Below are 17,038 nucleotides of genomic sequence, written 5' to 3'. Positions count from 1 at the left end.
GCAGATTAAACATACGGAGGGGTGCTCACCGCCAAGCTGGTGAGCACCCCTCCGTATGCTAGAAGCCCCGACGCTTAGTCACCAATGACATCTGGGTATTGGTCCAGGTCGAAGTAAGGGAACGTGAACTCACGCCCATCACTCGAAGTCATCTCGAAGAGAGAAGGGTCTCCGTTACGCGCCATGGTGGAAGAGGGTCGGTCGTCTGCAACGATGATCTCACCAGTGGCGAGACTAGAAGACGATGCACGAGATTCAGCGCTCTCGGATGATGGCATGAAATATGCCCTCTCATCACCGCCATCAGCTGATTGAAAGCGAACTGACAATCCACGCTCTTTGACAGTATCGGGAGAAGCGCAGGTGGTGACTGCATAGCCGGGCTCGATCTTGGAGGTACCGTTCAGGCAAACTTCCCCTGAGCTCGACTCAAACGTTGACCAGGAATAGTGGTCATCATTGCCACGCGCAGTGCTCACCGCATCGAAAGTACTGGGATCGAGTAGCAGTTCATCGTGCTCAGCAGCAGTTTCCGCCGAGACGGTATCGTCTATATCGGATGCAAGGGCGCTGGAAGCGACCCGGATGATGCAGTCCATATCGCTGACAAGATCATTGCGAGCAGTGTTGTTTACCCAGTAACAACCTCCTCGTCCTGCTTGTGCGGGAACGGTGCTATATTGCACCTGTTGTCCAGTCGGACTTGAAGCGTGACCTATCCCGTTGTTGTTGCGGTCAAGGCTTACGATGTGGAACGTATAGAAACCCATACCATGGGTGTCTAAACTCATAGCCCCGTACCCACCATAAGTGAGATTATAGATCCTGCTGTTAGACACTGCACGAGGCGCTACAGGGCCTGCTAAGTGATATCGGACGTTAGTGATACTAGATGCCGCTTGGCTGCTTTGATCGTCGTTCTGGTCAGGATTAGTTGCCAGAGGACCGGCTAGAGATAGAGCGCCTACGCTAGCGAGAGTCAGAAAATTGGTTCCAATAGACATCGTGATCAGCTATCCTATCCTTGTTTAGCATATATATTTTTGCTTATTTCTATGAAATCGCTGTCAGCAGGATCTCCGGGATTGAGTTGGTAGGTTATGTCGCCAACCCCACCCCATGCAGGAGAGTTCTCGAAGGTACAGAAACTGAACCATGACGCACTGTCCTCGGCGCTATTCTCAGCCAGGCAGACCTCCCTAGAGTCTGCACCTCTGGCTATATAGAGCGCGCTCGAAAACTCAGTTTCAATGTGTCGCGTCGAAGAGGGATCGATGTTTAGCTGTTGGGCTATGTCACTAGGGATTGAGTCATCAGGGCCCTGTTCGGACGAAAAGTAGACTTCATAGGGGCTCATGCCGGAACAGCCCGTCGACAGTAAACAGACCCCTAATAACGCGCCTATCGAAACTGTATGTGACTTGAGTCTCAAGTGCGGCATGAACGCTAATCTATATCTAGATATCTAGCGAGTCAAGGAATACAGTCAATTTATAAACCGTAACATCCTGATAACAATACTTGTCCCGTCTGCCGGATCGTTTTAGAATCGCGCGTTGGAGTTCCCGGAACCTCACTGTCGCAGCCGATTATCTTGCCCTGGCGGTTCATAATCCCGGCTATCTCGGCGCGAATCTGTCGTGATCCAGGCGGTCATGAACAACGGCACTGTTGGGGAGCGCTGCGCGTAGGCCTGGACACCTGCTTAGTCAGCTCTTAGCGAGTTCCCCCTCTGGTCCCCCGCTGTGAGGGTCTCGCCCAGAGTGATGGAGGATTCCCCGCTGATGCCGGCGGACTGCCGTGCCCTGGAGGTGCCTTCGATCTTGTGCTGGTTGGTGCCGATGCCACCACCTGTTTTGCTCATGGTGGTGGCTGTGGTCGGGGAACTCGCGATACGAGGTGGTTCAGGCGGACCGAAAGGAGCTGCGCTTCACTTCACTGCGGACGCAGCACTGCCGGGTTCAGTCTTTGAGCTGCTTCTTTGCGACGTTGCGGGCTTCGAAAAGCAGATCCAGCACGAGTTCTTCGGCGGTGACCTCGGTTTCCATGGCCTGGCCGGCCTCGGTGCTGCTGTCCAGTTGCTCCAAGGTATCAATCTTGCGCGCCAGCACATTCTGTATCTGGTCATCGAGGGTTCCTGTGGCAACCAGGTAGGTGACCTCGACAAGCTCGGTCTGGCCCTGCCTATCCGCCCTGTCCATTGCCTGGCTCATGAGCGCTGGTGTCCAGTCCTGTTCGACGAAGACCACCCGGTGCGAGCGGGTGAGGGTGATGCCCACGCCTGCGGCGACGATGGAGGCGACCAGGACATCGATCTGTCCGTCCTGGAAGTCATCCACGATCGCTCCACGTTTGGAGGCTGGCACGCTGCCGTCGATGACATCAACGATGAGCCCCTCATCCTCAATGGCATCGGCCAGGGCATCGACCACCTCGGTGTGGTGGGCGAAGACGATCAGCGGCGAGTCTGGGTCCTGAGTCATCATTTGGGCGATCAGATCCACAGCAGCCTCGACCTTCGCCAGGCCTGCCGCGCGACGCATGGGCGAGAGCAGACCCACACCCGATTGTTCAGCATATGAGACAAGGTCCTCGTCAGGGGCGGAGGCAAGCTCCGACGAGCCGCCCCACTTCTCGATAACGTTGTCAATGATCTCACCATGTGAGACTCTGTAGGATTTCAGGTCCACATCGACCCAGCGCCAATCGTGGATCTTCCCCTTCAGGTGCGGAAGAAGCTCGGCCTTGGATTTCCGTACCCACAGTTCGCTCATGATCTCGCCCAGCTCCTCCAGGCGCTTCTTATTGGGCTTGAACTGGCCGAACTTGTTCCTCTTGGTGTAGCGGTCCAGGAACTGACCGTAGGAGCCGAAATGGGTCTCCAGCTGACCTGTGATCGCCAGCAGGTTTGCCATCTCCCCCGGGTGGGCGAGCATGGGGGTGCCGGTGACGGCGAAACGGCGGCCCATAGGCAGGCTGCGCGCCAGACGACGCACCGCCTGGGACCGTTGAGAGTCCCAGGTCCGGAAGCGGTGGGCCTCATCGACGATCAGGCAGTCCGGCTCAAAGTCTGCGATGACAGACTCCACGGCCTCTGTGCCCAGCAACGAGTCCGGGACGATGAGCGCACCGGCCTCCAATCCTTCCAAATAGTTCTCCGGTATCTTGCGACCGGCCTGAATGCGACGGATATAAGGGCCGTGCTCGAACGCCTTGGATTGCGACCGTGGGGTGGTCTGTCCGGGTGCCACGTGGCGCAGATAGGGTTCGATCGACTTCGCCGTCTCTTTCACCCAGTTGGTGGTCACCAGCGGCGGCACTACCAGCAGAATCCTGCTGGCACCGGCCACAGCGGCGGCAGCGAGCGAAAGCGTTGATTTGCCAGCACCCATGTCGTGGCAGATGCAGAAACGACCCGCAGCCACCGCGTAGGCAGAAGTCTTCTGGAAGGCGCGCAGCTGGAAACCTTCAACCCCAAAGGATTCAGGAATCTCCCCGTAGACTTCTGCTGCCTCGGCCAGCAGGTCGTCTTCGCCGAGTGAGTCGGCCAGGTCGGCGACAAGGTCCTCATCCTGCACTTCGAAGAGTCCGGGGTTCTCATAGTGATCCCAGGCTTCCTCTGGGGCGATAATCAGATCATCATCGTCGGCTTCACACAGGTCGGCAGTGTCGACGATGAAGCAGCGGCGCGTCTTATCCCAGATCGCGCCGTAGCCGATGATCTTCTCGACCTCCTCAGTGCCGGCGAACCGAGGGTAAACGGCCCACTGCCCAGGACCGTCGGCTTCGATGACGGGAAAGAACAGGTCGGAGAGGTCAGGCTCGCCCGGCAGCTGGATACCCAGCTCATCGAGCACATCATTGGGGTGCTTTGCGATACCTGTGCCTGTGATTAGCCAGGTCTTCGTCTTCGGCTCCCACTGCCTGCCGGGGAGCTTCTTCACCGCATCCAGGAGCTTGGTGCCCCGCAGTGTCTTCTCTCCCAGGTTGAAGGAAAGCTCTACCGCTGGCACCCGCTCATCCGGCAGGAACGATGCTTTCAATCGGTCGTCCTTCGACCTGCGCTCCTGTACTGGGGGTGCAGCACGATCAGGGATGAGCCAGCTGCAGCAGAGAACATCAGAGCGAAGGCCAGTGTTCTCAGGTCCTCCCAACCGATAAGTATGAACAGACCTGCTGCAAAGACCAGAAGCAGGACGGCGACAAAAAGGTCGAGGGCGCGCATTAGATCATCACCAGCTCTCGCACAGTCTCAGCACGGTCGTGCTCGCCTTCTGCCTGGTGGTCTCGGGTGCATTCGACCGTCACAGCGGACTCAGGTGCTTCCTCGCACTGATCAGGGCTGTGAAAAATGCTCCATTCCATGACGAGAAGGTCTCGCTCACACAGTGCGTCACCTTCATCGAAGACACTTGTCTGCTGTGCTGGTTCTCCGCAGAGGTCGCAGGTTGCGATGGTCGCCATGTCGAGGTCCCTTCTCGTTCGCGGTTCGTGATTGCCTAAGGCTCATTGCGGCCGCGCGTACATTGGGATGAATCCGCCGATTAGATAGCCGTCCTCCGGGGCAGCAGTGCTGAGATATCGACCTTCAGCTGCGCCCAAGTGGGCTAGTCGCACAATCTCAATCCGTCCGTTAATTGGGTCGGGCTTCCCATTGGCGAACCGGAAGCGGAGCCGGAATCCTGCCTGTGGGCGATCGTGTACCTGGGCGAACAGGCCCAGTGAGCGCGCCAGCTCGGCGACGTCCCACACCAGGTCTGAAGAGAAGGCCCAGCCTTTGAGCGGGGAAACGCGAGGGGCCTGCGTGAGGATTCCGCGCAGCAGGGCATCGCGCTGTTTGACGGTAGCTCTCAGATACTCCTCTGGGATGCTGGGGCGCTCGTCTATGATGAGCATCCGCCCGGCTTCAGTGATCTCCCCCAGCGTGACCCCTTGAAGCTTGCGCCCCGGAACTGCCCGGGTGAGGCCTATCGAGTAACGAGGCAGCTTCCTCTCCTCGTCACCACCACGGGTGAGCATGGCCTCTGCTAGATCGTGGATGCTCAGGGTGCGCTCACGCATTTCCACCAGGTCGTAAACGGTCCAGCGACTGGTGCCTGAGACCATTAGTCGCTGAGCATCTGCCAGCTCCATCTCGTAGACCTCAGCGTCGCGCTCGGGTTCTACCTCGATGACGGTCGTGGCGGCACCTTGCCTGCCAAAGAGCGTGGTTCCCACCTCCACCTCCCCCAGTGTTGTCCATCCATCAGGGGTGGGGATGGCGGTGGAAAGTAGGGGGTTCTCAGCAAGCAGGTGGTTAGACATGGCCCTCACTGCGGCCGCGTTCCTCACAGCTCCAGGGCCTCGGCTTGAGCCTTGGCCAGGTGGCCAGCGGGTCCGGAGAAGACGGGCTCAGCGGCTGGCTTTCCTGCGATCTCCTCGCTCTTGGTCCAGTCTGTGCCGCCAGGGTTGGGGTCCCGGGTGTCCATGCCGTCATCGCCGATGGTGTCGTAGAGCATCTTCGCGGTGGGCAGCACCGCGGTCTCACTGCGAGTAGGAATCTGCAGGTGCTCCAGCCAGGCTCGGTAGGTCTCGGTGGTAGCGAAGAACGACTTGAAGACTGTGGGCGGGGTGGCCTCCAGCTCCGCAGCTCCCACGCCACGAGAGGCCTTAGCGTCTTCACGCACATGCTGCGGGACCTCAGGTACGCCGTCGGCGTTGGAGAAGATGTTCTCGCGGTTGCGCCTGGTGGGCTTGGCACCCATGAGGATCTTGTGGCCCAGGTTGGTGCGAAGATCGGTACCGATGCCGGTGGCCTGGGTGGCGATCTGGGTCGAGATCAGCAGATGGATTCCCACGAACCGGAGCTCGGCGGCGATCTTGGTGATCGCGGCAATCAGCAGCTCTTTAGAGAAGTTCTCCTGCTCGGCTTCGTCTTTGAGGTCCAGAAGCTTCTGCGGGGAGTCTTTGGTGGTCTTGGGCACTTTCCTCAGGCTGAACAGCGCTGTGACCTCGTCGACCACAACAACGATAGGGGTCAGTCCCTGGCCTGCCGGCAGGTCGCGCCACGACTGGACGCCACGAGCACGCAGGTATTCGCCTCGCTCATTGCCGATCTTGCGGATGTACTCAGCGACTGTGGCGGCATGCTCCACAGAGGTACATCCCCAGCCGTGCTCCATCACCCAGGGCTTGCACCACATGAAGTCCACACTCTTGGCCGGGGTGTCGATGATGGCCACGTCCCACCCTCGTGCCAGCAGATAGGAGAGGTAGGCGTTGATGGTGACGCTTTTACCCGACATCGAGATACCGCCGATTTGGGTGTGCGGTGCTGCGCCAAGGTCCAAATAGAGTTGCTGGTGGTCGTCCCCTGGATCCGGCAGTGTCATCCCCAGCGGCACTTTGAAGTGCTCAGGATTGGTGTGGTCGAAGGGATCGATGTCGTAGTCGATTGGTGTGGGGTAGGACGCGTCGAAGGATTTCAGCTCAGCAGGAATGATGGCACCGCGGCGAGCCTTCACATCCACGTCCTTGTACCAGCCCGGTTCACCGACAACAAACGAGGCCACCTCGTCCAGACCGTCGTCGTGCTTAGAGGGCACATAGCTGGTCGGCAGGGTGAAGTCGTAGCCGCCGTCGGCTCGCTTGGCGACTTGGAGATCCCAGGGTTCGCAGCGTAGAGCGTTCGCTAGCGCATCGCGGGCCTTGACGACGTCTGCATCGAGCTTGGAGATGATGGCTCGGCCTCGCCAGGGTTCGAAGCTGGTGAGCACGAATCCTGGGTAAGTGTCGGCGTATTTGGCCGCGTACTTCTTAGCTTCGGTGGGCCGAACGTCGGAAAGCAGCTTGATGGACTTGGCCTTCTGGCCGGCATGTGAGGCGATAACGCTCGTGGTGGTCTTGCGAGTGAGGATCACCTCGCGGTCATCGGCGTTGAACGCCTCGATGGAGAAGCCTTCCCCATAGCTGGCCGCGACTTTCTGCAGGACCTTCTGCCGATGCTTGTCGTTCTCCGGGTCGAAGCTCTCCGGGACTTTCACTGTGGCGCGCTCGATACCTGACACCTGGGACCTTTCTTCTGTCTTGTCATTGCCTCCTCCCATGTGCAGTCAGTTCGAAGCTCACCGATTGGTATCCCCTGCTCCGGTCGGGGTGCGGCCGCAGTCCCTGATGTCAACACCGACAACAGGGAAAGGACCCACCACATGTCACGTCACACCGCCCTTGCTCTCGCCGCCTTGGTGGCGTTGGGAGCCACTGCCTGCTCATCGGCTTCGGCCCAGACCACGGAGGCAAGCCCCTCCCCCTCGCAGACGATCCTCGTCGAGGAGACCTATGACGACGACTATGAGAAGGGCACTGAAGCCGAAGAACTCGACCAGGACGAGACTGAATCCTCTGAGGTGAAGGATGAGGATTCCGCGGATGCCGAGGAAGAGGCAGATGTGGAGGAGGACGACGACGCTGATGTCGTTGCAATCCTGGAGTTCGACGAGCTGGACGAGAAGCTCGCCACCATGATCACTGATGCATCAACCCGTGAACCCGGCTACTCCGGTGACACTCAGACTTATTATCAGATCGTGCTCGACAACCCCGCACTCGTCGATGAGCACGGCAATGTCAACGCTGCGGCCTTCGAGAATCACCTCGGCTGGATCTCCGCTGTAGAAGCACAGCGCAAGGCCGAGCGCGAAGCCGCTGCCGCTGCCGCAGAACAGGCTCAGCGTGCCGCCCAGCAGGCCCCGACACAGCAGACCCAGTCCCAGCAGGCCCAGAAGGTGCCAGCGCCCACCAATACCGGCAGCCAGCAGTCCGCTCCGGCTCCGGCTCCGGCTCCGGCTCCTCAGGCATCGTTTAGCCGCCAGGCCACCGAGTCCGTCGCGCGCAACGTCTGCGGCGCATCTGTTCAGTGGGTTGACCTCGGTGCTTACCGCCTAGGTGAGTACCAGTGGGGGTCTACGAGCATGAAGATCAACGGTTACCGCCAGGGCATGTCTCAGATGCACATGAACTATGTTGCCGCCCATGAGTGTGCGCACGCTCTCCAGCACCGAGCATTCAGCGGAGACTTCGCAGCTGCACAGAACCGCATGAACGAGATTCACGGCACCTCCGGCACTATGGGCCTAGAGCACAACGCCGACTGCATCGCCATCGCCCTGGGATACTCGCCCGAGCCAGGCCGCCCCGGTGGCTACGGATGCCCGGCAGGAGGTAGCGCCGCGGCTCAGTCCATCATCAGCGGCCAGCGCCCCTGATCAATCCAGTCAGGCTCCCCTACTAGCCTGGCATACAGCAGAAGACCCCGGCCCGAAAGCTGGGGTCTTCTGCTGTATGCCCTAGTAATCCAGGACTGCTGCAAGTAGGCCTGCCACCATGAGTCCGATCAAAGCGAAGGCCAGGAAGTTGGTGCGCAGCCACATGTACCAGCGCATAGGATCTTGGCGTTCCTCTCCCTGGGGCAGAGCGGCCAGCTTGAGATCCTCTGGGTCGAATTTGCGGCGTTTCTCACGAGCCTTTCGACGACGACCACGCTTGCGCGGCGTTTTCGCGTTCGTCGCGGCTGGTTCTTGCTGTGACTCAATGTCCCGGGGCTGCGTTCTCGCCTGCAGTGTCAGCTCGACTGCTTCGGGAGCCTCGTCGAAGGACTCTGCGATCACATCAATGATCTGTTGACGTAGCTGGGGAAGCGTGGGTGCGGTCAGTGTGATCCCGATAGCGCTCAGGTCAGCTTCCCAGCCGTGGTCCATCTGGACGGCGGAAACAGTGTATTCACCCATGGAGACCAATTGCGGCCGCATCCTCATGCACGAGACCCCCGCCGCGCCAATATCGATGCGGCGGGGGCTCGTGCTGGCTTGCTAGAAGAGTGGTGATCCGTTGCTGGCGATGTCGCGGCGCTCCACGGTGACATCGCCGATGAGCATCTTCTCGAAGTCGCCTCCGGAGAACTTGATCTCGTAGAAGTGATCCGGCTGCACCAGCTGGCAGCCCGGTTCACCATCGACCCAGCGGTACTGGGCGAGGATGCGGGTGTAGCCGTCTGGGCCGGTGGAACGTCCGCGCTCATCCACCAGAATCTCCGTGGACCCTGGCTGCACCTGTACCTCGGGACGCGCCTTGCATTCCGCAGCGCTGGACCAGGAAGCGTCACTGGCGGGCACAGGACGGTCGGCAATGCCGAACCGAGCTGAATCGGAGAGCAAGTGCGAGGCGCGCACGGTCGCTTGATCCCGGTTAAAGTCCGTGGCCGGGTAGTGCGTGGCGATGATGCGCCCTGCTTCAAGCTCCACCTTGTGGAGTCGGTCCACTGCTTCGGAGGCGGCTTCCTGCGAGCTCAGCTGTCCAGGAGCCATGCCCTCGGGGTGGTCGAACTCTTTAGCCAGCTGCTTCGAGGCCTCTTCTGCTCTTTCCATCGCTTCCTCAGCGCTAGAAGGCGCGTCGGTGTCCAGCACTTCGAAGCCCACTTCCTCATCGATGTCAGTGGAGATGGGTAGCGCTTCATCGTCGTACCCGTACCAGCCCTCCTCGGTGGAGTCAGGTGCTCCGGGTGATGGCTGGTCAGTAGTCTCGGTGGCACTTGGTGTTGGTGTTGCCGTGGACTCCTCAGCTTCGGGGGTCGCAGTGCTGCCATCCAACTGGGGGTCGACGACGATCTCTCCGCCTACCGGTGGTTCATCCTGTGATCCGCAGGCGCTGAGGGTCAGTGCCAGTGAGGTCGTGAGGATGACGGTGGTCAGTGCCTGCGTCTTCATGATTGCTCCTTTCGGGTGAATCTCAGTATGTGAGACTCATTGCGGCCGCATCGTGAGACGCTAGGCCATACAGGTCGCGCAGCTACAAGTCACGGAGTGGTCCAACCGCGAGAGCTGCAGCTCACCGTCGACCTCTACTGTCTCAATAAATACCACTGCACTGTGGTCCTCTTGAACCCCACAAGCTGCTGTACCGCTCCATGTGAGCAAGACCGCATGATCATCAGCGACCTCCACATTAGCGGCGTCGAACCCCTCGCTGGCTAATGCGAGGTCTAGCCCATACTCACCGACATTCCATCGCTGCTGACGCTGATTCCGCAGGTCCTCGGTGAAGAGGTGCTCGATACTGCGCTCGGCCTCTGAGGCGCTGCCGCTGCGCAAGGTGGCACTGACTAGTTGCTGGACGGCATCAAGACGGAACTGCTCTGTTTCGCTGAGGGCAGGCGCTGTTGTGTCCGTAGCAGTGGGTACCGCCACGGGATCAGCTCCTGCCGCCTGATACTGAGCAGTCTCCGGGTGAGCACAAGATGAGAGTAGTAGCGCTGTGACCGCCACTGTGGTCAGAGCCAGGTGTTTGCGCATGATGACTTCCTTACCGCCTGTTGAAGCTGACGTGGACGTGGTCACGGTGTGCTGCCGAATGGTCGCCGCCGCCTGGCCACCATGTGGTGCCGAAACCGGCGTGGTGGTACGGCCCCCATTCGCTGAACGGCTTGCCAGCCTCGCTGGCCGAAGCCATCCGCTCGAAGAAGATGACGTAATTGACGTTGAGTTCTTGGGCGTGAGCGAGGTAGAACTCAGCTACGGCCACAGCCTCGGCTGGCGGCTGTCCCACTCCCAGGTGGGAGCTAGAGATATCCAGTGCTCCACCCCAGTGATGGTCGGAGCTACCAGAACCCGAGCGTAGACCGTGCCATGAGGCGAAGTTGCCGCCGTGGTCAGGATGGAACGCGCCGACTCCGCACCGGAATCCTGGTAGCGCTGCACCATCCAGTCCAGACTCCACCGACCTCCCGGTGCCGTAGTCCTGGATGTCGGGGCGTGCATCACAGGTGATGCCGTCCAGGTCCGGGACATTGACTAGATCAGATCGGATTCCACAGGATCCGGTGACCAAGCTGACATTGCCAGCCATCTTCGGGATGACCACCACATAGTGCTCCGTCTCCTCGAAAGGCGGGACTCCCCCGTACTGCAGAACCGCGCCCGGCCCGGCGTTGTAGGCGGCCAGGGTGAGGACTACCACTTCCTCATCACTGGAGGCGAGATGCCTGACGGTATCGGCCAGTGCTCGCATGTATCGACCCTGCGCTGCGATGGCGTGCTGGGGGTTGAAAGGATCGCCACCGTTGCCATACGCCGCCCAAGTGGCGGGCATGAACTGGGCCAGGCCCTGGGCGCCTGCCGCTGATTTCGCCTGTGGATTCCACGAGCTCTCCTGCTGCAGCTGCGCGGCCAAGAGCTCAACCGGGAAGCCGGACTCCACTGCGGCGGCTTCCAGATACGGCTTGTATTCACTCGGTATTTCCAGTCCGCCCGAGCCGGTCCCGCCTGCTGGCACGGTGGTGGGTTCTGGCTTACACACCTCAGTGCGAGCTTCACCTAGTGACCAGGACAGGGCTAGATCGAAGACGTACTCGGGGGCCTGCTCACTAGCGGCTGTAGGCACTGATTCAATGGCCTTCACCCAGCGCTCGCGAACTCTCTTGCGAATATCCTCGCCAGTCTCAGTCTCGCTGCGGGAGGCATCGTTGGGGTTGAGGAAGCCGTAACCGGCATCAATGTTCTGCGGCAGTGAGGATCCTGAGAACGAGGAAGCCTCCGCCTGGGCCAGTCTGTTCGCCACGATTCCCAGCTGCGAGCCTGGGGCGTTGATGTCCTTCCGAAGCAGCATCTCACCCTCGTAACCGTGAGTGGAGGCGTTGATTGCCGTGCCGGAACCCTGGTTAGAGCCGACTGGGCCGGTGGAGTCACCAGCGTGGAAGCTGACGTGGACATGGTCACGGTGGGCGGCGGTGTCACTGCCGGCGCCGTTGGCGTAGACCTCTCCCCCATACGGTCCCCATGTGCCGGTGTTCGCTCGCCATACCTTCTCCCACCAGATGATGTAGTCGACGTTCATCTCAGCGGCGTGGGTGACAAACCACTCGGCTACCTCATCTCCGAACGCGCGCCCCTCGGCGGTTCGGTAATCCATCGATGAACCTGTTCCCACGAAGGAGAGGTCCAGCGCGTCGCCTCTTACGTGGTCAGATGCGTCACCGATGTCGGAGTCGTTGACGTGGCGGGCACCGTGGTATCCCGAGACCTTTGCGCCCCACATTTCGTCCGCACAGCGCACTCCGTGGGCCGCGTTGTCGTTGAGGCCGTCCTCGATGGGTGCCGGGTGGTAGTACTTCCAGCCTTTAGTCGATCCTGAACCGGCAGACCAGTTGGGTATGTGCGGAACCGGCGCGCAGGTCAGCTCCCCAGGCGGAACCGTGCCAACACCACCTCCGGAGGGTCCATCCGATCCTGAGGTTCCCCCTCCGGATCCTAGAGTCCCGCCCTGGCGAAGCTCTTCATTGGCGAGGGCGATTGCCTGCAGTACGAGATGGTTTGCTCCAGCGTCTCGTGCTGTCTGCTGGTACTGGGCGACGTTAGTGGGAATATCACCACCAACACCTGGGCCTGCAACCTCCATAATGTCTTCGTGGGCATTGAGTGCAGCACGTTCAGCAGTACCCTGAATCTCCATCTGACGCGGGTTAAACAGTGCCGCCTGGAACACGGTGCTGGCAAGAACGGCTGCCAGTAGGGCGAGGACCAGGACTATCGCGGTGATGACAAGCGCTAGGGTCTTCTTTGCTGTCTCAGTTTTGGCCAGCCCCACCGCCGCGCCTTTAGCAGCGCCAGCAACAGCGCCGACACCAGCGACTGTGGCACCCTGAGCGGCCCCCTTGGCTATCTCTGAGGCAACAGTGGTGGTATCACGTGCGGCCTGACCAACTGCTGCTGCTGCACCGTTTACAAGAACCTCTGCGGCGGCGCCAGAGGCTGCATCACCCACGCGGTTCTTCACCGCGTCGCCTGTCTTGGACAGCGATGTCTTACGGGAGAGTTCCAGGGCGCGCTGAGCGTTGTCCTTAGGCGTGCTTGAAGAGAGGTTCTGGGCGGCCACTACTCACCCTAGGAGTTCATTGCAGAGTGGAAGTTGAATGTGGTGAAGGGGTCCTCGGGTTCGGGATCGAATGTCTGCACCGGAACTGACGCGGGGACCAGACGCATCCAGTGATCTCCGACGCTGACAGGACGTCCACATTGGTGAAACACTTCCCCGGACCGGGCTGACTTTTGCTTCTCTGTCAGGTGCTGCCAGGTGCGTAGCTGTAGGCCTCGCCGTGATCGCGACTCGAAGATCCAGAGGGCGGTGAAGATGATGATGGGAAGGGCCAGAATGGCCCAGGCCTTCAGGATGGGTGTGAGGATGAGCATGACCAGGAGTCCGGGCACCCCGGAGAAGATCAGGATCATCAGGACTCGACGGCGCATCTCGATAAAGCCGATGACTGCGGTGCGCTCGGTCTGGGAGGTCTGGCCGGTGAGATGCGTGAGCATGTAGAGGTTGTTCATCGGACCTCCTGAATGGTGAGTGAGAGTCTGGATACAGGCGCTGGTGCAGGGAGCCAGCGCCTGTATTAACCGGAGGCGGGACTCTAGAGCCCCAGCCCGGGCAGGATGCCACCACCGCCGACGTCGTAGAACGCGCCAGTGCCGCTGGAGTTCCTGATGGCTCCGCGGAAGAGTCGCAGAACGATGTTCACGACCCAGTCCACGATCCGCAGGGCCAGCGGAAGGATGATGTTCGGTGCAAGGAGCACCAGACCGATCACGCCGGCACCGACGATCCCGGTAGCCCCGTTGCCCCAGCCAGTGCCGCGACGGTGCTGCCAGAAGTAGCCAATGAGCGCGGCAAGGATCAGCAGGATGCCGATCGAGTTCATGATGAGGTTCAGCGAGTCGCCGCCGATGCCTCGAACAATCGCGTTCCAAACCCTGGACCACGCGTCGGAGAAGTTCGTCCGCTGGTTAATCGACGCAGCCACGGTGGTAGTGAATGTGCTGAAAGACCCGTACAGCAGCTGGTTCATATCCCTTTCCTTTCAAGGTGCAGGCCGCCTCCGGCACTGCGATGCGAGTGGTTGATTCACAAGCCGAAGGCAGGGTCCCCGGGCTCTTCGTTTCACCCCATGTGCATATGACTCATGGAGGAAAAATTCAGGAAGCGATGGCGTCCTCTACTGCGATGTCGGCGGCGGTGCGCTTTCCAGACCGTTCATCGACAAGCCCGCTGTGACGGGCGATCGTGCGCAGGAGAGGTGACGAGGATGCAGCCGCGCGCCGGGCGGCAAGCTCGTCACCGCGGTGAATGAAGCTGATCAGCTTCTCCGCTGCTTCCTCGTTGGTGGCTACTGGCGTGTTGGAGCGGGTGAAGTCGGCAAGAACCACCTTCGACTCCCCGTTGGCGCTTCCCAGGCCGCGTGCCTTGGAGGTGCCTCGGATTCGGTGCTGGTTCGTGCCGACGCCGCCGCCGGTTTTGTTTCGCTTCATAGTGGTGACTGTGGCCGGGGATGTTCAGGCCCGTGCTGCGGTTGCGGCATCGGCGGCTAATCCCCACAGCCGGTGAGCGGCCTGCTCGCCAGGCGCGGCCTTGATGGTCTCAACTACTGTCTGCTGATCCCGGATGGAGAGTGTGTCCCCACCGAAAGGTTCCAGCAGCGCGGCAGTGTGAGTGCCGTCCTCTCCGTTCTCCCAGTCCGCGCATGCTTGGAGTACTCGTGACTCGATCGCGGTCTCCGCCTGGGTGCGCTGCTGAGGGGACAGGCGTGCTGCGCGCGGTCGCACCGGGGCACCGCCAGAGGCAATATGAAAAGCTGTGGCCGCCTGGTCGACGGTCAGTGCTTTCCCGGATTCCATGGCCTCAAGTGCTGCAATAGTGCTGTCACTAGCGGACTCGTCGAACTCCACGCCCAATGCAGGTGAGCGCTCCATGAAGCTGTTGTCTGCGTCATCAGACCCCCAAGGCTCCTCAAACCTTGACTGGTGGGTCATGGCGTAGTGCTCACGGTGCAGGCGCGGGGAGGGTGCGGGGGACTTCACGTTCGGGTAGTACTCGGTCCAGTTCTCCCGAATCTCTTCCATGATCTGGTCCTCCTCCTTAGAGGTGGGCTCACGCCCCTCCATCTCCACGAAGGCATCCCGATTCTGCCGGTAGATCTTCATTGCGGAGTCAGTGGTGAAGGACCAACGTTCCTTAGTGGAGCGCACCGCATATCCGGAGTTCGACATGGTTCCCAGCGCCGCACCCACATTGCGAATGCGGGATTCCCGGCCAGCCTTCACATCATTAGCCATGGACCGGACCAGGTCTGTGAGCACCTCGGAATGAAAGTCCTCTTCGTCGATGTGGACTGATGCGTTCAGGCGCTGCTTGGAGAAGCCCTGAGCTGCTAGACGCTGGGAGGCGGCCAGTAGAGACTGCCCGCTTCGATGCTCGGCGTGCCGACGAGTCAGACTCTTGAACATCTCCTCCATCCCGGCTGTGCGGGTTGCCCAGGAGGCTGCAGCACGCACCTCGGCTTCGCTGAGCTCGCGTGGGCGCCCATCACTGTCCTGGTGGTCTCCCGCGGTGTGCTCGACGTAGGAGTCGACCAGCTCTTCCCTGTTCATCGCCACGAAGCGGCCAGCCTCAGCGTCGAACTTCTTGGTGGCCTGGTCCATGCCGCGATCGCGCAACGTAGTGCGGATCTCGGAGTCAGTCATCTCTTGGGCAACGGCGCGAGCGCGCATCGTCGGGCGCGCCCCAGTCATCTCCTTGAGCCGTCGCTGAAAGGCTTCCTCTGAAGGCTTGCTTCGAGGGTCAGTGCCCTGTTCGTCAAGGGCTATCGTGGACTCTCCAGCTGCAGTAATGGTGCTGCGAGCCTGGGAGGTGCCCTTGATCTTGTGCTGGTTGGTGCCGCGTCCGCCGCCAGTTTTGCTCATGGTGCGTACTGTGGCCGGGGGCGCATTCATACCCCGATGGAGTGCCGTACGAGCTGAGATGCTCAGCTGCTTAGGTGAATCACCGCCAAGGCTCCCGGCTGGTCCTCCATGTTCATGCATAGACCGTTGATTCCGGGGCCTAGCTGGTAGCGCCGTGACTCGTGGTAGTGCCCGTGGACGATCAGTCCGGGAGTGGTGATCCTTACGGCCTGACTGATCATTCTTCGGCCTTGGCCGGCCTCCCATTCGATGATCGAGGGCAGGGGGAAACGGCGGCTGGGCAGTGGTGCCCGTGCTGGCGCGTCATGGGTGAGCAGAACATCAACGTCCCCGTGCGTTTGCATGTGGGACTCAGTGTTGCGCTCCAGGCGGTCAATGTCGCCTTGGGTGATTCGCTCCCCTGCCCACCAGGACCGTCCTGGCACGCGCTGTAGACGGTCGATGGAGGGTGCTCCACCCAGTGCAGCGAATCCGGTCGTACCCCAGTGCCAGACACTGCCGCGGCGCAGGTGGTAGACCCAGGGCCGAAGCACTCCAACTTCTGCGTGCTCTCCACACTCTCGCATTGCACTGTCCAGTTGGTCGAAGTCCTCGTGGTTGCCGTCAATGAAGTACAGCGGGATTCCTGTCTCCTTTGCGAAGAACTCAAGGGCTGCGAGGAACCGTGCCCCCGCGGGTCCAGGCCAGACTCCCAGGTCGCCCACATGCACCAGCACATCAGCCCCAGCATCACGGGCCTGTAGGAAGCGCGCGGCGGCGACGTGAGTATTGGAGTGCCAGTCACCTGCTAGAGCGATGGTGGCGACAGATTTCTTTCCCGGAAGTACCGATGGTGTCTCGTAGTCGATGTGACTCTTTACCCGGATGAGCACATCAATCCGTTCAGTCTCCCCATCCCACGACGCGTCGAACTTGGCCAGTAGTGAGGCTTTCTCTTCCTCCACCTGATGGACGTCATCCTTGAAGCTGAGGGTTTGCAGTAGCTTCTCTGCTCTACCCATGGTTGCTGTCCTCCTGAGGTGGATGTGGCTGAAGTTCTGGAAACTTGTCGTGTGCGCCTTTACTGTGCCTCCAGCAGGGTTCGAACCTGCGTCTTGCCGATTCTCTGCTGCTCTACCAGCTGAGCTATAGAGGGTGGACTGCAGGCAGATCGCCAGGGGTGCCAGCGGTGATCATTGCACTGGCTGGGGAATCGAACCCTTTACCTGCAGCTGCTGAGGAGTGTGCCAACTGATGGGTGAGGGGATCAGGTCTCGTCCCTGCGGATTCGAACC

17 protein-coding genes and 1 tRNA gene are annotated in these 17,038 nt (G+C 60.5%); 1 reads left to right on the top strand and 17 read right to left on the bottom strand.

Translation table 11 applies throughout. From position 1 onward, the window contains the following. Positions 1–74: 74 nt before the first annotated feature. The 7 genes from ABEA23_RS11400 to ABEA23_RS11370 all read right to left on the bottom strand — a co-directional run bounded on the left by ABEA23_RS11400 (position 75) and on the right by ABEA23_RS11370 (position 7,046). Positions 75–791: a hypothetical protein gene (locus ABEA23_RS11400; protein ID WP_345478136.1), complete on the bottom strand. Its 717-nt coding sequence runs from the start codon at positions 789–791 to the stop codon at positions 75–77. 914 nt (positions 792–1,705) lie between these two features. Continuing rightward, on the bottom strand, positions 1,706–1,864 hold the full coding sequence (locus tag ABEA23_RS11395; protein ID WP_345478135.1) for a hypothetical protein: 159 nt from the start codon (positions 1,862–1,864) through the stop codon (positions 1,706–1,708). A gap of 97 nt (positions 1,865–1,961) precedes the next feature. After that, positions 1,962–4,043: a DEAD/DEAH box helicase gene (locus ABEA23_RS11390; RefSeq protein ID WP_345478134.1), complete on the bottom strand. Its 2,082-nt coding sequence runs from the start codon at positions 4,041–4,043 to the stop codon at positions 1,962–1,964. Continuing rightward, positions 4,040–4,225, bottom strand: coding sequence for a hypothetical protein (locus tag ABEA23_RS11385; protein ID WP_345478133.1), 186 nt, complete (start codon positions 4,223–4,225; stop codon positions 4,040–4,042). The genes ABEA23_RS11390 and ABEA23_RS11385 overlap by 4 nt, the downstream gene beginning before the upstream one ends. Further along, positions 4,225–4,464, bottom strand: coding sequence for a hypothetical protein (locus ABEA23_RS11380; protein ID WP_345478132.1), 240 nt, complete (start codon positions 4,462–4,464; stop codon positions 4,225–4,227). The genes ABEA23_RS11385 and ABEA23_RS11380 overlap by 1 nt, the downstream gene beginning before the upstream one ends. 42 nt (positions 4,465–4,506) lie before the next feature. Beyond that, positions 4,507–5,304 (bottom strand): DOMON domain-containing protein, encoded by a 798-nt coding sequence (locus ABEA23_RS11375; RefSeq protein WP_345478131.1) that lies wholly within the window; start codon positions 5,302–5,304, stop codon positions 4,507–4,509. 23 nt (positions 5,305–5,327) lie between these two features. After that, positions 5,328–7,046 (bottom strand): P-loop NTPase family protein, encoded by a 1,719-nt coding sequence (locus tag ABEA23_RS11370; RefSeq protein ID WP_345478129.1) that lies wholly within the window; start codon positions 7,044–7,046, stop codon positions 5,328–5,330. Positions 7,047–7,187: 141 nt separating this feature from the next. Between ABEA23_RS11370 and ABEA23_RS11365 the strand changes: the two genes are divergently transcribed. Beyond that, positions 7,188–8,243 carry a hypothetical protein gene (locus ABEA23_RS11365; protein ID WP_345478128.1) on the top strand — a complete coding sequence of 352 codons (1,056 nt, stop codon included), beginning with the start codon at positions 7,188–7,190 and terminating at the stop codon, positions 8,241–8,243. Between the two features lie 81 nt (positions 8,244–8,324). On the opposite strand, the gene ABEA23_RS11360 is transcribed toward ABEA23_RS11365, so the two are convergent. From ABEA23_RS11360 to ABEA23_RS11315, 10 genes are all read right to left on the bottom strand, one after another. Further along, the gene (locus ABEA23_RS11360; protein ID WP_345478127.1) at positions 8,325–8,765 is read right to left on the bottom strand and encodes a hypothetical protein; all 441 of its coding nucleotides are present in this window, start codon (positions 8,763–8,765) and stop codon (positions 8,325–8,327) included. An 81-nt stretch (positions 8,766–8,846) separates the two neighbouring features. Next, positions 8,847–9,740, bottom strand: coding sequence for a hypothetical protein (locus tag ABEA23_RS11355; RefSeq protein WP_345478126.1), 894 nt, complete (start codon positions 9,738–9,740; stop codon positions 8,847–8,849). 60 nt (positions 9,741–9,800) lie between these two features. After that, positions 9,801–10,325 carry a hypothetical protein gene (locus tag ABEA23_RS11350; protein WP_345478125.1) on the bottom strand — a complete coding sequence of 175 codons (525 nt, stop codon included), beginning with the start codon at positions 10,323–10,325 and terminating at the stop codon, positions 9,801–9,803. 10 nt (positions 10,326–10,335) lie between these two features. Continuing rightward, positions 10,336–12,903: a lytic transglycosylase domain-containing protein gene (locus ABEA23_RS11345; protein WP_345478124.1), complete on the bottom strand. Its 2,568-nt coding sequence runs from the start codon at positions 12,901–12,903 to the stop codon at positions 10,336–10,338. Positions 12,904–12,911: 8 nt separating this feature from the next. Further along, positions 12,912–13,355 (bottom strand): hypothetical protein, encoded by a 444-nt coding sequence (locus ABEA23_RS11340; RefSeq protein ID WP_345478122.1) that lies wholly within the window; start codon positions 13,353–13,355, stop codon positions 12,912–12,914. Between the two features lie 83 nt (positions 13,356–13,438). Then, complete coding sequence (locus tag ABEA23_RS11335) at positions 13,439–13,873, bottom strand: hypothetical protein (protein WP_345478121.1); 435 nt, start codon at positions 13,871–13,873, stop codon at positions 13,439–13,441. Positions 13,874–14,000: 127 nt separating this feature from the next. After that, positions 14,001–14,333, bottom strand: a complete 333-nt coding sequence (locus ABEA23_RS11330; protein ID WP_345478120.1) for a hypothetical protein — start codon at positions 14,331–14,333, stop codon at positions 14,001–14,003. A gap of 24 nt (positions 14,334–14,357) precedes the next feature. Beyond that, a complete protein-coding gene (locus ABEA23_RS11325; RefSeq protein WP_345478119.1) occupies positions 14,358–15,764 on the bottom strand; it encodes a hypothetical protein in 1,407 nt (468 codons plus the stop codon). Between the two features lie 62 nt (positions 15,765–15,826). After that, entirely contained in the window at positions 15,827–16,765 is a 939-nt protein-coding gene (locus ABEA23_RS11320; protein ID WP_345478118.1) for a metallophosphoesterase family protein, read from the bottom strand. A gap of 65 nt (positions 16,766–16,830) precedes the next feature. After that, positions 16,831–16,898, bottom strand: a tRNA-OTHER gene (locus tag ABEA23_RS11315). Positions 16,899–17,038: the final 140 nt, after the last annotated feature.

Origin of the sequence: Nesterenkonia rhizosphaerae (assembly GCF_039544555.1) — a bacterium.
In the GTDB taxonomy this organism is placed as follows: domain Bacteria; phylum Actinomycetota; class Actinomycetes; order Actinomycetales; family Micrococcaceae; genus Nesterenkonia; species Nesterenkonia rhizosphaerae.
This window is presented reverse-complemented; position numbering and strand designations above follow the sequence as displayed.